The organism is Acinetobacter sp. A2, assembly GCF_048537555.1.
Taxonomy (GTDB): domain Bacteria; phylum Pseudomonadota; class Gammaproteobacteria; order Pseudomonadales; family Moraxellaceae; genus Acinetobacter.
In genome coordinates this window covers 1,453,681-1,469,172 of sequence record NZ_CP183239.1, presented here as the reverse complement: position 1 = coordinate 1,469,172, position 15,492 = coordinate 1,453,681, and the positions used below count along the sequence as shown (strand labels likewise).

Annotated in this window: 16 protein-coding genes; 8 read left to right on the top strand and 8 right to left on the bottom strand. The window is 39.7% G+C overall.

Features of this window, described 5'->3' with window-relative positions:
* Nucleotides 1-66 precede the first annotated feature (66 nt).
* The 5 genes from ybaK (at nt 67) to ACNS8M_RS06875 (ending at nt 3,339) form a co-directional block, all read left to right on the top strand.
* Nucleotides 67-534 carry a Cys-tRNA(Pro) deacylase gene (gene ybaK, locus ACNS8M_RS06895; RefSeq protein ID WP_168419515.1) on the top strand — a complete coding sequence of 156 codons (468 nt, stop codon included), beginning with the start codon at nt 67-69 and terminating at the stop codon, nt 532-534.
* Between the two features lie 176 nt (nt 535-710).
* Nucleotides 711-1,127: a YeeE/YedE family protein gene (locus ACNS8M_RS06890; protein WP_168419514.1), complete on the top strand. Its 417-nt coding sequence runs from the start codon at nt 711-713 to the stop codon at nt 1,125-1,127.
* Nucleotides 1,128-1,544, top strand: coding sequence for a DUF6691 family protein (locus ACNS8M_RS06885; RefSeq protein ID WP_286429858.1), 417 nt, complete (start codon nt 1,128-1,130; stop codon nt 1,542-1,544).
* 1 nt (nt 1,545) lies between these two features.
* A complete protein-coding gene (locus tag ACNS8M_RS06880) occupies nt 1,546-2,412 on the top strand; it encodes an MBL fold metallo-hydrolase (protein ID WP_168419512.1) in 867 nt (288 codons plus the stop codon).
* Nucleotides 2,413-2,577: 165 nt separating this feature from the next.
* On the top strand, nt 2,578-3,339 hold the full coding sequence (locus ACNS8M_RS06875; protein WP_168419511.1) for an alpha/beta fold hydrolase: 762 nt from the start codon (nt 2,578-2,580) through the stop codon (nt 3,337-3,339).
* An 89-nt stretch (nt 3,340-3,428) separates the two neighbouring features.
* On the opposite strand, the gene ACNS8M_RS06870 is transcribed toward ACNS8M_RS06875, so the two are convergent.
* The 6 genes from ACNS8M_RS06870 to ACNS8M_RS06845 form a co-directional block, all read right to left on the bottom strand.
* Nucleotides 3,429-4,811, bottom strand: coding sequence for an RNA-guided endonuclease TnpB family protein (locus ACNS8M_RS06870; protein ID WP_419224641.1), 1,383 nt, complete (start codon nt 4,809-4,811; stop codon nt 3,429-3,431).
* Nucleotides 4,812-5,110: 299 nt separating this feature from the next.
* Nucleotides 5,111-6,478, bottom strand: coding sequence for an acetyl-CoA carboxylase biotin carboxylase subunit (gene accC / locus ACNS8M_RS06865; RefSeq protein ID WP_168419289.1), 1,368 nt, complete (start codon nt 6,476-6,478; stop codon nt 5,111-5,113).
* A 17-nt stretch (nt 6,479-6,495) separates the two neighbouring features.
* Nucleotides 6,496-6,918 carry an acetyl-CoA carboxylase biotin carboxyl carrier protein gene (gene accB, locus ACNS8M_RS06860; protein ID WP_075175224.1) on the bottom strand — a complete coding sequence of 141 codons (423 nt, stop codon included), beginning with the start codon at nt 6,916-6,918 and terminating at the stop codon, nt 6,496-6,498.
* Between the two features lie 16 nt (nt 6,919-6,934).
* A complete protein-coding gene (gene aroQ / locus ACNS8M_RS06855) occupies nt 6,935-7,390 on the bottom strand; it encodes a type II 3-dehydroquinate dehydratase (protein ID WP_075175225.1) in 456 nt (151 codons plus the stop codon).
* 967 nt (nt 7,391-8,357) lie between these two features.
* Nucleotides 8,358-9,761, bottom strand: a complete 1,404-nt coding sequence (locus ACNS8M_RS06850; protein ID WP_419224640.1) for an ATP-binding protein — start codon at nt 9,759-9,761, stop codon at nt 8,358-8,360.
* Nucleotides 9,758-10,426 (bottom strand): response regulator transcription factor, encoded by a 669-nt coding sequence (locus ACNS8M_RS06845; protein WP_168419292.1) that lies wholly within the window; start codon nt 10,424-10,426, stop codon nt 9,758-9,760. The genes ACNS8M_RS06850 and ACNS8M_RS06845 overlap by 4 nt, the downstream gene beginning before the upstream one ends.
* A 110-nt stretch (nt 10,427-10,536) precedes the next feature.
* Here ACNS8M_RS06845 and dsbD point away from each other — a divergent pair, with 110 nt between their 5' ends.
* Genes dsbD through dsbG form a run of 3 tightly spaced genes read left to right on the top strand, consistent with a single transcriptional unit; the run spans nt 10,537 to nt 14,231 of the window.
* A complete protein-coding gene (gene dsbD, locus ACNS8M_RS06840) occupies nt 10,537-12,585 on the top strand; it encodes a protein-disulfide reductase DsbD (protein ID WP_419224639.1) in 2,049 nt (682 codons plus the stop codon).
* On the top strand, nt 12,582-13,412 hold the full coding sequence (locus tag ACNS8M_RS06835; protein ID WP_168419294.1) for a TlpA disulfide reductase family protein: 831 nt from the start codon (nt 12,582-12,584) through the stop codon (nt 13,410-13,412). The genes dsbD and ACNS8M_RS06835 overlap by 4 nt, the downstream gene beginning before the upstream one ends.
* Before the next feature lie 60 nt (nt 13,413-13,472).
* Nucleotides 13,473-14,231 carry a thiol:disulfide interchange protein DsbG gene (gene dsbG / locus ACNS8M_RS06830; RefSeq protein ID WP_419224638.1) on the top strand — a complete coding sequence of 253 codons (759 nt, stop codon included), beginning with the start codon at nt 13,473-13,475 and terminating at the stop codon, nt 14,229-14,231.
* Between the two features lie 167 nt (nt 14,232-14,398).
* Here the strand turns inward: dsbG and ACNS8M_RS06825 are convergent, their stop codons facing one another.
* Both ACNS8M_RS06825 and ACNS8M_RS06820 read right to left on the bottom strand, forming a co-directional pair.
* The gene (locus ACNS8M_RS06825; RefSeq protein ID WP_286429798.1) at nt 14,399-15,028 is read right to left on the bottom strand and encodes a class I SAM-dependent methyltransferase; all 630 of its coding nucleotides are present in this window, start codon (nt 15,026-15,028) and stop codon (nt 14,399-14,401) included.
* Nucleotides 15,029-15,060: 32 nt separating this feature from the next.
* Nucleotides 15,061-15,408, bottom strand: a complete 348-nt coding sequence (locus ACNS8M_RS06820) for a carboxymuconolactone decarboxylase family protein (protein ID WP_168419297.1) — start codon at nt 15,406-15,408, stop codon at nt 15,061-15,063.
* Nucleotides 15,409-15,492 lie beyond the last annotated feature (84 nt).

Sequence of the window (15,492 nt, the reverse complement as noted above, 5' to 3'; positions counted from 1 at the left end):
AAGCAAATATGGATTTAAACTTAAGTCAGCGTATAATTTTCTAACTATTTCTTAAAGAATTCTCAAATGACACCAGCGACCAAACTTTTAAAAGCTAAGAAAATCCAATTTTCTATTCATGAATATGAACATGATGCAAATGCCAAAAGCTTTGGATTGGAAGCTGCGGAAAAATTAGGTTTGGACGTGACTGAAGTCTTTAAGACCTTGTTAGTCAGTGATGATAAAAACTTCTTTGTTGCAATTCTTCCCGTACATCATCAATTAAATCTTAAAAAAGTGGCCGCAGCATTTTCATGTAAAAAATTGCAGATGGCAGACCCGAAGGATGCAGAACGCTTAACAGGTTATTTGGTTGGTGGAATCAGTCCGATTGGGCAGAAGAAAAAACTTAAAACAGTGATTGATCAATCAGCTCAAAAGCTAGACTACATGTATGTAAGTGGCGGTAAACGAGGTTTAGATATTGGTTTGTCTCCAGCAGATTTGGCACAAGTACTAAATGCTAGTTTCGCTGAAATTGTAGATGCTTGAATTGAGTATTCTGAGTATTTTTTACAATAAAATATAGTCCTTGTGAGCAAATAAGATAATGATTCCAAATGAAGTGCTTATTGTGAGGTAATGCCTTTACAAAATTTACAAGAGAAAGGTTGAATAAAAATATTAATAATATATTATAAAAACATATATTGTTTTGAGTTAAAAGAATGCATGATTATCTGCTGGCATTAATTGGTGGTGGGCTGCTGGGACTTGCAGTCGTGGGTTATTTATATGTCCATGGCCGTATTGCAGGTATTAGTGGCTTGCTCGCTCAGGTGTTGAATCCACAGACTTTGTTCAAAACGCCTGCACTGTGGTTTGTGTTAGGTATTTTTGTTGTGCCGTTTTTTTATGGAATTTGGGCAACTCCAGAAATTGAGCTGAATGCAAGCCCTTTAATGATGATCGTTGCGGGTTTATTGGTAGGCTTCGGTACGCGTTTAGGTTCGGGCTGTACCAGTGGTCACGGTATTTGTGGCATGAGCCGTTTGTCTAAACGCTCTATGGCTGCTACAGGTACATTTATGTTGGCAGGTTTTATTACCGTGTACGTTATTCGCCATATCACAGGAGCATTCTAAATGAAAAACTTCTTGGCCTTCATTTTTGGTGGTATTTTTTCAATTGGACTTATGCTTTCTGGAATGTCGAATCCTGAAAAAGTTTTAAACTTCCTTGATCTTTTTGGGCAATGGGATGCGAGTCTGGCCTTTGTAATGATGGGTGCGATTGCTGTTGCATTTGTTCCATTCCAAAAATTGGTGCGTCAGCCTGAACCGAAAACATTGCTGAATGAACCGATTGAGCTACCAAAACAAACGCAGATCGATTCTAAATTGATCACTGGTAGTTTTATTTTTGGTGTGGGTTGGGGAATTGCAGGTATTTGTCCTGCGCCAAGCTTAACTTTAATTGGATTAGGCTATTATCAAGCGATCTATTTTATTATTGCCATGTTGGTGGGTATTCTAATTCATCGTAAGGTTGCAGGAGCATAAGATGCGAGCAGACATTCAGCATTTTTTTGATGAAAATACCAATACATTCAGTTATGTTGTAAGTGATCCTGCAACGCATCAATGCGCAATTATTGATAGTGTTTTGGATTATGACGCTGCATCAGCAACTACTTCAACAACGCTTGCTGATGAAATTATTGCTTATATTCGTAAAAACCAATTAACGGTTGAATGGATTTTAGAGACGCATGTGCATGCAGATCATCTGACCGCTTCACAATATTTAAAGGCTGAGTTAGGTGGCAAAATTGCCATGAGTCATAAAATTTCGATCGTGCAGGAAACATTTAGCGCCATTTATAACTTAGATATTAAATATTTTAATTCGCATCAATCGTTTGATTATTTATTTGATGACCATGAAGCATTTACTATCGGCGAGTTAAAAGCCTATAACATCCCAACACCAGGGCATACACCTGCATGTTTAAGCTATGTGATTGGTGATGCAGTTTTTGTGGGCGATACCTTATTCATGCCAGATTACGGTACGGCGCGCTGTGATTTCCCAAAAGGAAGTGCAGGGCAATTGTATGATTCTGTACAAACACTCTACGCGCTGCCTGAAGAAACTCGGGTGTTCCTATGCCATGATTATCTACCAGAGTCACGTGAAAAATATGAGCATACTACACTGATAAAAACACAGAAAATGCAGAATATTCATATTCATACAGGTGTGACCAAAGCAGAATTTATAGAGATGCGTACCAAGCGAGATGCAACTTTAAGTATGCCTAAATTGATTCTACCATCTATACAAATCAATATGGATGCTGGGAAATTTCCTGAACCTGAAGCAAATGGTATTCGCTATTTGAAATTACCTTTAAACTATTTCAAATAAATATTTAATGCAAATGCAGTGCATGTAGAGTATTGCCTAGGACTCAAAATAGCCTAAGCAATACTACAAGAGATATAAAGATAAAAGTACCTGAATAATTTGATTTTTACCCTAAAAAACCATTAAATAGATCACTACTATGTTTTCAAGTTCGGTATCCGCTTTATGTTATTAAATTATCAGATCACGCAAAATCAACCTGAATCGACTGCTGTACCTTTGGTTTTTATTCATGGTTTATTTGGTAGTTTGAGTAATTTAGGCATGTTAGCGCGTGCATTTCAGGAACAACGTACAGTCATTCAATTAGATGTGCGTAATCATGGTAAATCAGCACATTGTGATGAGATGAATTATGCTGCCATGGCGCAGGATGTGTTGGAAACTTTGGATGCACTAGATATTCAGCAGTTTTCTGTAGTGGGGCATTCAATGGGAGGTAAGGTGGCGATGACTTTAGCACCACTTGCCGCTGAGCGTTTACAGCAGTTAGTTTTACTGGATATTTGTCCTTTCGCGTACCCTGAAAACCGCCATGATCAAATTTTTAAAGCACTCTTTGCTGTGCAAGATGCGCAGGTAGAAAGTCGTCAGGCAGCCATGGAAATTATGCGCCAGCATCTTAATGAAGAAATGGTGGTGCAGTTTCTAATGAAATCTTTTAGTAAAGGACAGTGGCTGTTTAATTTGAATGCTTTGCGCACTCATTATGCAGAAATTTTGTCATGGCATACGGTGCATAGTCTTGTAGATACGTTGTTTATTCGTGGTGGAAATTCACCTTATATTCAATTGCCTGAGCATTTTGCCGCAATTGAAGCACAATTCCCACATGCAAAAATTGAACAAGTGGCTCATGCGGGACATTGGTTGCATGCTGAAAAAACAGCTCAAGTATTAGAATACATGACAGAATTTTTAGATTGAGCCATTTTTGATTGCGAGCAAGTTTGAGCTTAAATTTTTGCTTAGGCCGATGCATTATAAAGGTGTGTTGGCTGTTCCTTAAAATGTAGTCAAACATACTCAAGGACTAATTCGCACTCTGTTAATGTCTTGTTGCCAAGCGTGTAACTAGAGCCTGAGTCGGTCAGTTCCGACTTATAGCGATCAGTCCGTTCTTGCAATATACGCTTTACAGTTTTGTAAGGCGTATAACGACTTATCTCATTGTCGTTTAATCTTGCAAGCACGTTTCTCGCAGCATTCCAATCAGCTTGCACAACTTCCCCATTGAAACGGTGAAAACGATCTCCCTTACGTGTACCTATTAAAAGGCCATGCAAGAAAGAATCACTTTGCGAAGTGTATGCAGAATTGACTAGATGCACCGTAGAACCTCTACGGTGAGATATACCTGTTAGGGCATCGGCTAATAAGCCTTTAACCCATGTGTTTAAACGTCTATTGGTGTTTTTGCCATAGTTGCGTTTACTTTGAATTGGGGATGTTAAATCTTCCGCAACAATCACTTTGGCTTTATCAACCAACTTGTGAGTTGCTGTAAATATTAATGTTTTGAGCTTTGCTTTTTGAGTATCTTGCCTTTTATCTAGCTTCTTGCGACCTAGATTATTTAACTCAATTTTCTGTTTCTTGTGTGGTTTAGCTTTAGCAATCGCTCTGAGCTTGTTTCTGTGCTTGTACTTTTGATTTAAATAATCTGATTCACTTGAGATCAGCTTGCCTAGACCACTCCCATATACATCGCCATCAGAGTCCACAAAAGCTTCTGAGTACCCTTTATCAACACCTACTGTTTCCTGACCACAATCTTGTGTTTCAACTGCATCATAGGTTGAATGAACTTCAATATTGCCATTTTTTAGAATAATTCTTAATGTGCCTTGCGGTGCAAAATCAACAGTCGTATTTAATGGGATTTTAATGGTTTGTCGAGGGACTAGACTCGGCACTTTAAGCCAACATTGACCATTTAACTCAAAGGTTTTACACATATCCGCACGAACAATAATTTGATTATGTGTGTGATTAACACCATGCTTAAAGTGATTACGCATTTGACGATGGAGGAAATTATCAGTCATCCATTCATCTTTTTTAAGCAAGGTGTATAGTCTTTTTTGTTCATTATTACAGGAGGTGCGTTTTCGGATCGCCTGCTTTACTTTGTCTTTTGATGCTTCACGATAGGCTTTAATATCACCCATACAGTCACGCAGGGTTTCTTTCCACGCATTTGCAGATACACCGAAGTTGCGACCTTCTTTCATCCACGCATCACGAATAGCCCTGTCACTGATATTTAAGCCTGCAACAGCACCATATTTAGCCCAAACTTCACTGCGAACACGACCAAGTAAAACAGCTTGTTTTTCAAGTTGCTTATACTTTTCTCGATTCAAGTTTTTACAGTGATGAATGCGTGTTAATTTCACAAAGTCATGCCTAGGTTAAGGGATTGGATAATCAATAGATATGGATGCTAATATACCAAGACACTCACCTAAAATACAAAAGATAATCATTTAAATCTCTAATAAATACCCACCTTGCCACTACTGAATCGACATAGACAAAATGAGCACTTATGCAAATATTTGTCTATATTTTTAGTTATGGTTAATTACTCTTTAGGCTGAATTTGGAATAATCCGATCAATCAATATTCGACTGAATAAAAAAGGGCTGATTTTTAGTAATCAGCCCTTTTTTGAACATAAGAAATTTAAATTTCTTATGCTTTTTCTTCTTCATTACCCGCAAGTTGCTTGAGCAAATGCTTTTCAAGGTAGTGAATATCCATTGCTTGTTTGCAGAATTTTTTATCTTGCAAAATTAGGTCTTTGTGCAAAGGAATGTTGGTTTTAATACCTGTAAGGATCGTTTCATCCAAAGCTTGACGCATACGCGCAATGCTGGTTTCACGGTCTTTACCATGCACAATCAGTTTAGCAATCATCGAATCGTAATACGGTGGAATGCTATAACCAGGATAGATATGTGAATCTACACGTACACCTGCACCGCCTGGCGCATAGAAGTGTTCAATTTTACCTGGTGAAGGCAAGAAGGTCGTTGGGTCTTCTGCGTTAATACGGCATTCAATAGCATGACCACGAATTTCAACTTGGTCTTGCTCAATTTCTAAGCCTAGACCTGCGGCAATACGCAATTGTTGTTCGATAATGTCGATGCCTGTTACCATTTCAGTCACAGGGTGCTCAACTTGAACACGTGTATTCATTTCAATGAAGAAGTATTCATCATCTTCAAATAAGAACTCAAACGTACCTGCACCACGGTATTGCATCAACTTACATGCATTTACACAGGCTTCTAAAATATCGGCGCGTGCTTGTTCTGGTAAGTTCGGTGCTGGTGCTTCTTCCAACACTTTTTGGTGACGGCGTTGTAAAGAACAGTCACGGTCATATAGGTGAATGGCATGACCATTACCATCAGCCAATACTTGTACTTCTACGTGACGCGGCTTTTGTAAGAAACGCTCCATATAGACCGTGTCATCACCAAACCACATTTCTGCATCACGCTGAGCAGCCTGAACTGATTCAAGCAGGGTGTCTACGCGCTCTACAATACGCATACCACGACCACCACCACCAGCAGCAGCTTTTACAATGAGCGGGAAACCAATTTCTTTGGCTTCAGCTAAAGCATTGTGTGGTGTGACTGCATGTGCCGAACCTGGCACTGTTGGTACACCTGCTTTACGCATTGCAGTAATTGCAGACACTTTGTTACCCATTAAGCGAATGTGCTCAGGGCGTGGACCAATGAAAATAAAACCTGAACTTTCTACAATTTCAGCAAATTCAGCATTTTCGGCAAGGAAGCCATAACCTGGGTGAATCGCGTCTGCACCTGTAATTTCTGCTGCTGTAATAATGGCAGGAATGTTGAGGTAGCTTTCACTGCTTGCACCTGCACCAATACACACTGCTTCATCACAAAAGCGTAAGTGCATCAGGTCTTTGTCGGCATCGGAATAGATACCAACGGTTTTGATTCCTAAAGTTTTGCAAGCTCGGGTGATGCGCAGGGCAATCTCACCACGGTTTGCAATTAAAACTTTTTGCAACATTGTGAATCCCCGTGGTCTTAAGCGCGGTAGCGGAAGAGTGGTTGACCAAATTGAATCACTTCGCCATTTTTAACTAAAATTTCTTCAATCACACCGCTTTGGGTTGCTTCAATTGGGTTCATGATTTTCATTGCTTCAATGATGCCCAATGTTTCGCCTGCAGATACAGTTTGACCTATTTTAACAAAAGGTGATTCACCTGGGCTTGGCGCTGCATAGAACACACCAACCATTGGTGAAGTTTCAACTGCACCACGTGGTGAAGATTTTGGTGCTGATGGTACATCTGCTGCAGGAACAGGCATCGCAGGAACTGCTGCCGCTACTACTGGACTGCGACGAGTTAATGCAATCGACTGATCGCCTTCTTTAACTTCAATCGCTTGTAAGTCAGATTCAATCATCAAGTCGATGAGTTTCTTGATTTTACGAATATCCATGGACAGTATTCCTAGTTTAAGATTGTGTAGTAGGTTGAATTTTTTCAAGAACAAAGTCGAGTGCTGCGGCATAGCCTTTAGCGCCTAAACCACAAATCACTCCAATGGCTTTGTCTGATAAATATGAATGATGTCTAAATGCCTCACGTGCATGCACATTTGACAAATGAACTTCAATAAAGGGAATTGCAACACCCAGTAATGCATCACGTACCGCAACAGAGGTATGTGTCAATGCGGCTGGGTTAATAATGATATATTGTGTGCCATCTAACGCGGCTTGGTGAATTCGGTCTACAATTGCGCCTTCCCAATTACTTTGGAAAGTATCGAGAGAAATTGATGCTTTTTGCGCTTGTGAAATGAGCTGTTGATTTATATCCTCAAGAGTGAGGTAACCATAAACTTCGGGTTCACGCTTTCCTAGCAAATTTAGATTCGGTCCATGAATAACCAAAATGGTCGAACTCATTCCGCTTGCTCCAATAAATAATTGCAATAATACTTTGCAAGATGTCTGCAAAGTTTGCTAATTATGGCATAAAATTCCACATTTTTTTTGTAATTTGTTTAATTTGACGTAGAAAGCGTGTGCCAAAATGAGGCTCTATAATGAAAACTTTGCAGGGAATTCGCAATGTTAAAAAATTACATTTTTAGTTTTTTTTGCTGATTTTAATATTCTAAAACAACTGACAAAATCTATTCATTTGTTTTCTGTAACTGCTGATCAAGTGAATCGCTTAAGCTAGATTGATCAGGAATGCCAAAGCCAGAAAACAACAAGCATGCAAACCATTTTTCTTTATAGCATGATATTTCAATGCAGTTTATAAAATGTACTTGCTTGGCTTTTTCATGTCGCTCAAAGTTAAGTGTGGTCTAAGCCTTAGTCTATAACTTGATACATGCTTGAATCATCATACAATCTGCCATGTATGTACTAAGAGATAATTTCTGTTTCTGTCACTTAAAAAAATATTAACTTTATTTAAATAAAACATCACTTTAAATAGAATAGAGTGTGAATTGTGTTTGTATGTCTTTCTAAGGTGAAGTAGATGAACTTGCCTTGACGGATATAGCTTGAAGGATGCCTTGTCGGTTTAATAGCCAAAGTAAATGAGTAAAGGATGACTCTTAAAATCTAATCCCTGAACTAAATGCCTGTACATTCATGTGGGGTAAAAATACAGCGTTGCATCTCATCTTAGAAAGACGATGAATATTTAAGCTAGTTTTGCCTGCCAATGCTGTTTTGTTAAAAAGTTTGCAGTATTTTCATCATTGAGAAAATTTTAGAAGGCATTGACCTTTTCTTTCAAAAATAACCCTAAAAATGTCTCTGAAGCAAACTTGAGCAAAGGGTTTGGTATTGGCAAAAGTTAAATGATCTGATCATAAAACAGGTATTTTTTGTTGTGAAAGCCCACAAATACTTAGCCTACTTGCTGAATCTCTGCTGCAGAAGGTGATGTATCAAAATAGACAATCACTTTTAAACCTTGTGGTTGGTTTAGCTCAAAGTCGATACTATAGCCGTATTGTTCCAACAAGACTTTCACCAATGTTAAGCCCAAGCCATAACCTTGTTGATGTGCCGATTTTCGCCAAAAGCGCTGTGCTAAAACGCTCAGGTCTTCTTCACTTAAGTTTTTACCTAAATCAGTAATGAACAATTGCTTACCTTGCATATAGATGTGGATGCTTGGCGTGTCTTGCGTGTGTATGTATGCATTCTGAATCAGGTTTTTAAGTACCATGTGCAGGGCAGTTGTAGGAATTTCAATCTGCTGCATTAAGCTTGACCAGTCAATTTGTAGTTGTTGCGAGGCATGTGGATACGCGCTATCTAATTCACTGATTACAGTCTTTAAAACTTGATGAAGAGCGGATGGTGTTTTGGATAATTGCACTCCTGCTTCAGTTTGGCTGAGCAATAACAATTGCTCCAATAGTTGTTGATAGCGCTGAATGCTGTGTTCTGCATGTTTCAAATTGTCGATTACTTTAGCCCTGTCAGATGGCGATGTACTCTGATTCAACATTAACTGGCTGAGTTGCACATGGGTCTTAATAGCAGTCAACGGCGTGCGCAGTTCATGGGCAGCAAATGCACTAAAGTTTTTCTCATGTTCTAGACTTTTATGCAGACGTTCAATCAACATCAATAAGTTATCTACAAAAGGTTGAATCTCTTTCGGAATTTTTTGTGATTTCAATTCAATCAAATAACGTGAGGCCTCATCTAAAGACTGTTTTTTCTGAATTAAATGTCGGGTCATTTGATCTAGTGGCAGGAATTCTAGGCGAATAATCCATAAAATCAGTAAAATACAAATAATTAAAGTAAGCAGTAAGGGAATCAGCACAGATTGTAAAATTTGTTTGAGTAGGTTTTGGCGTAACTCAATTTTTTCGGCAACCACCACTTGCACTTCACCTTCACGTAGTACATAACTGCGCCATTGCAGTCCATTTTCTTGCCAAGTACTAAAACCAACCTGTTGATTGCGCAAATTTTTTGGTGCGCCTTGAGTACGTGCAATGACGTGTTGAGGGAGTGAAATATCAGCACGGAAAATGGACACTTCACAGGCGATTAAACTGTGCAGCAGTGCATTTTCAGATTCTGCATGTAAACTTTCTGTAAGTTGCTGAAGGGGGAGTTGCTGAATTAAGCGGGCGACCATACGCGCTGAGGTAGACAGCCGTTCATCAAGCGTATTTTGTAAACGCTGTTCTAAGTCATGGTATAGCCATGCAAAGACAATCACCCACAGCAGAATAAAAGCACAGCTAATGGTAGAAACCAAACGCCACTTCAGGCTGTAGTTTTTCATGTCAGCAACTCAGGTTTAAAAATGTAGCCAACCCCGCGTATCGTCTGAATAAAATCGGGGTGGATTTTATGCCGTAAATGATAAATATGGACGTTTAAGGCATTACTTTCGATGCTGTCTTGAAAACCATAGACTTTATCAATCAGTTCTTCATTTTTTAAGATTTGGTTCGGATGCCGCAAGAAAGTTTCCAACAAACTATATTCACGGCGTGACAAAGGAATCGCTTGATCATGCCAATGTACTTCCTGAGTATCCAAATTGATATTTAAATGACCGCTTTGCAACTGGTTAGACGAATAACCACGGTGACGGCGGCTGAGTGCATAAACACGAGCAATCAGTTCATTCAGTTCAAAAGGTTTAGTCAAATAGTCATCTGCACCTAAATTCAAAGCTTGTACGCAGTCTTGGGTATGATCACGCGCTGTTAAGACCAGCACTGGTAAATGTATGCCATTTTTACGCCAGTTTTCGAGTAACTGTAAGCCATCTTGGTCGGGTAGTCCTAAATCGAGCAGGCACAAGTCTACAGCACTGTTACGAATTAAATAGTCGGCATCGCGTGCAGTACTGACATGCTCGACTGAAATACTTAAATATTCGAGTGCTGCCACAATACCTTGGGCAATATAAGGATCATCTTCCACCAAAACAACGAACATATTTGCTCCCATGCTGTGCTTATAGTTTACAAAGAAAAATCTTTGTTAATGTTCTCTTAATCTACACTTCACGATAATACAGACAGTTTTTTAATATTTAGTATAAACGCATGGTATTTGTTCGAGTCATTGCTTTTTTAATTTTGAGCCTATGTGCAGTGTGGACCAATGCTGCCAATGAATTTTTAGCGCCCGATCAGGCTTTTAAATTTCAGGCGACTTCATTGTCTGAACAAACTGTTGAATTAAAATGGGATGTTGCACCACATTATTATTTATATCACGATCAATTCAAAGTCAGCCAAGCACAAAAGCCACTCAGCTTTAAATTGCCTGCAGGGCAGGAAAAAGATGATCCGACTTTTGGATTAACACGTGTGCATTATGGGCAAGTGACTACACAAATTCAGGTCAAGCCCAATCAGCAGTATCAAATTACTTGGCAAGGTTGTGCTGAAGATGGTTTGTGCTATCCTATACAGCGCCAAAGCATTCAAACCGATGCCGATGGCTTATTGTCACAGCATAATTTGAGTTCAGCTAAAGGAAATTTGCTTCAGCAATTGAGTCAAAATAATCAAGCCGCGTTAAATAGTAACTCTACTAATATAAATAACAGTCAATCCTCAACCAATAATCAAAAACAAGAAAAGGCTGCTTTAAATACAGAGACGACAAAAGAACTCAAACAAGATCAGAAAGCGACAGTAAAGACACCGCAGACTGAGGGGGAAAATGCCGTTGCTGAACAAAATGCTACAAATACAAATGTCGTAATCGACACAGCTGAGGATGCTAAGCCTTCTGATGTTGTAGTGTTTGAAAACTCAAATACGACAGATGCAACAGCCAACTCAACGAATACTGAAACAGCGAGCAGTAGCAGTCTGAATCAGCAATGGAACAATGATCAATTTTTCTTGAATTTATTGTCAGGGCAAGGGTTATTGCTGAATGCATTTATCTTTTTAGGTTTTGGGGTATTACTGGCTTTTTTACCGTGTTCATTACCACTTATTCCAATTCTTTCTGGAATTTTGGTTCAGCGCAACACAGGCTATAAAGCTGCAGCAATTGCGATCACTTTTGTGGTGAGTATGGCATTGGTCTATGGCGTTATGGGCGTTGTCGCATCTCAAATTGGCTATAGCGTACAGCGCTGGTTTCAAAACCCTGTGGTAATTGCAGTTTTTGCCATGCTATTTGTGGTGTTTGCTTTAAACCTGTTCGGTTTGTATCAGTTGTCATTACCACAAGCGGTGTTGCAGCGTTTAGACCGCATTCAGCAATATCAAAAAGGCGGCACTTTATTCAGTGCAGCAGTAATGGGCGTTATTTCTGCACTGATTGTTGGGCCATGTATGAGTGCGCCTTTGGCGGGTGCCTTGTTGTATGTGTCGCATTTGGACCAAGCAGCATTGGGTGGTTTATATCTGTTCCTGCTCGGTTTAGGTATGGGAATTCCTTTACTGATTGCGAGCGTTTTTGGTGCCAAATACTTACCAAAACCAGGTTTGTGGATGGAACGTCTAAAATTTAGTTTTGGCTTTATTATGTTGGCGATGGCCTTATATTTCGCCCGGCCTTTACTGGCAACTACTTGGTACTATGTTGCTTTTGCTGTGGTGTTATTTGCCTTTGCTGCGTACCTGATTGCAATTTTGCGCCATGTGATGCATCGCCCACATCGTTTTTCATTATTGGCTTTGTCTGCCGTGATTGCCAGCAGTGGAATTTGGCATGTTAATCAGAGTATTGCCAGTGTCAATGCGCAGGTACAGGCTAGTCAATTGCAAAACTGGATAAAGGTACAAACTGAACAAGAGCTGAATGCAGCATTGGCAGCATACGCCAATCAAAATATTGTGATTGATGTCTATGCAGATTGGTGTGTAGCGTGTCAGCCCATTGAGCGTGATGTGATTCCACGTACTGATGCGCAGGATGCCCTTAAAAATGTAGTGCGGATTAAGCTTGATTTAACTGAGCAGCATCCTTCACAAGATGCCTTATTGAAAAAATGGCAAATTTTAGGCCCACCAACTATGCTGTTTTTAGGCGCACAACAGCAAGAACAGCGTGACTTGCGTTTAACAGGTACATTTAATGCTCCACAACTGATTCAGAATATTCACCAATTGTCTGAGGTTAGCCCATGATTCAAACTGCAGCCTTGCATTTAGGTGTATTTATGATTCCATGGCCATTGGTTTTTCTGCTATTGGGGCTAGTTGTAGTCTTTATTGTCGGCAAATTTTTTCAGCGCCGTTATACATGGGATGTACAAACTTGGGCACGCTATCAGGATGCATTGTGGAATGCACTTTGGATAGGTGCCTTAGTTGGGCGGACCGTTTTTGTATTGCAGCATTATGAGCTGTATTTTGCTAACCCGATTGATATTTTAAAAATTCAGGACAAAGGCTTTCATCTGATTGCTGCAGTCGTGGCAGGTGTGGCGTGGTTTGTTTGGAAAAACCGTGGCATTCAGCGTGTGGTTTTGGCATGGGCAGTAGCGCTATTTATTGCAGTACAGGCAATAGGTTGGAGTTTCATTCAACCGTTGCAAACACAGCATGCTTATCCAAATCTGGTACTGCATAACTTGCAGCAACAACCACAAGATTTAGCCCAGTTTTCAGGTCAGCCAACAGTCATTAACTTATGGGCAACGTGGTGTCCGACTTGTCACCGTGAAATGCCTGTGATGCAACAAGCACAGCAAGATTTTCCTGAAATCAATTTTGTATTTGCCAATCAGGGAGAGTCTGCAGCAGAGATTCAAGCCTATTTGCAGAAACATCAGTTTCGGTTTGAACATTTGTTGTTAGACCCTGCAGCTACATTAGGGCAACACTTTAATATGTTTGGTTTACCAAGCACCTTATTTTTTAATGCACAAGGTGAGTTGGTTGACCATCACATGGGCGAATTGACCAAACCGATGCTGCAGCATTACCTAAAAAAGATACAAACAAATCCATAAAGACGATTTTATCTATCTCAAAGAAAAACCGCCGTGAACCCAAAATTAAGGATCGTAAATATGACATCTATTTTAACCAACAACATGCTGAAACTGGCGATAGGCATGAGTCTTGCCAGTAGCGTGAGTATGCTGCAGGCACAAGACAACTTAAAACAGCACATTGAAAAAGAAGGGTTTAAGTTTGTGCAGCAAATTCAGGCACCTGCACAAATGACAGGTTGGGCAGGGCACATTGAGCAAAGCCCTGCAACGGTGTTTATTTCCAATGATCAGAAATACTATATTGTGGGCACTTTGTTTGATGCTCAAGGCAATAATTTAACGGTGGATGCTTTAGATCGCTATGTGAAAAAGTCGGTACTAGAAGATGTGTGGCAAAGTCTGGAGCATGCAACGTGGATTCAGGATGGACAAACCAGTGCTGAAAAAATTGTTTATGTGTTTTCAGACCCAAATTGTCCGTATTGCCATAGCTTTTGGAAACAGGCACGTCCGTGGGTAGAGTCTGGCAAAGTTCAGCTGAGACACATAATTGTGGCAGTGATTCGCCCTGAAAGCAAAGGGCAGGCAGCCACCTTGTTGATGGCGAAAAATCCACAGCAGACCTTTAATGAATTTCATCGTCAATACGGTCGAAAGAAATTAATTGAACAAAAAAATGTGCCTGTGCATGTTGAAAAAACTTTAGAACAGAATCAGGCGTTGATGGATAGATACGAACTATTTGCCACACCTGTTGTACTTTGGAAAAATAAACAGGGCGAATTGCAGTCCGTACAAGGGATGCCTAAATCTTTAAAAGATGTGTTTGAGTGATTTTTAAAATACCTAAGCAAAATATTGATATTGAAAGTCCCTTCTCCCTGCGGGATGAGGAATACATTCCGCAAGAGGATGAGGGCTGAACTAGGGACTTTAAGAGGATTTATAAAAGAACTCTAATTGAATTGGAGCAAGCCTTTTTTATGTAAAGATTCAGACTTTTATTTCTGAATACGAATCGCAAATTGAATCACGTGAGATTTGCCCTGATGCAGTTTGCCTTCTGAGCGTTCTACATCGCCCACAAAGAAATGAATCAGATGATCATGTTTGAAATGGCTTAAAAACAGGATAGGATCGTACAGCATTTCTAATGCACGAGGGCCGCCCGTTTTATATTCCAGCTGACTGGTTGAGTACAGCTCACCTACAAATAAACCGCCGTTGACCAATGTTTCACGCACGCCATTTAACACTTTTTGCTGTGTTTCAGGGTTAAAGTGGCCAAATACACATATCACGTTGTCATATTGATTGGCTTGCCAATTTACCTGACTTAAATCTTGCTTCTGGGTATTCAGACTTAGACCACGTTGCTGGGCATAGCCTTGGGCTTTATCTAAAGCAACTTGTGAATAGTCCCACAAATCTGCTTCAAAAGTTTGTCCCTTCGTTTGTGCTAACGCAGCCAAATATAACAAGTTACGTCCTTCACCTTCGGCTAAGCCCAAAGTTTTGCCTTGAATTGGCAGCTTTTGTGTAATCTCCTGAATGAAGGCATTGGCTTGTTCACCATAAATATGATCATGTTGGCTGTAGCGTTCATCCCATTCATTATGGATATTTGACATAGTTCTAACTCAGCTTAAATACTTAAATAAGGTTACTCGGTAGTAGATGGGGAAAACTCTTTAAAAGCAGCTACAGCGTTCGCAGCATACATCAGCGATGGACCACCACCCATATAAACAGCAATACCTAAAATTTCATTCAGTTCTTCAAAAGTCATGCCCATTTTGACCAAGGTTCTGACGTGAAAACCAATACAACCATCACAGCGTTGCGCAACACCAATAGCAAGGGCAATAAATTCTTTGGTTTTGGCATCAATTACGCCATCTTTCATGGCAACTTGAGACAGTGCGTTGAAGTTTTTGAGTAAATCTGGAGATTGCTCTTTCATAGATTTGATATTTGACGAGATTTCGGCAGTGAGTTCGGTATATTTCATGTTGTTTCACCATCTAGCAGCATAGATTATGAATATAATATATCATATATTTAAATATATTATGTTTATATATATTAAAATACA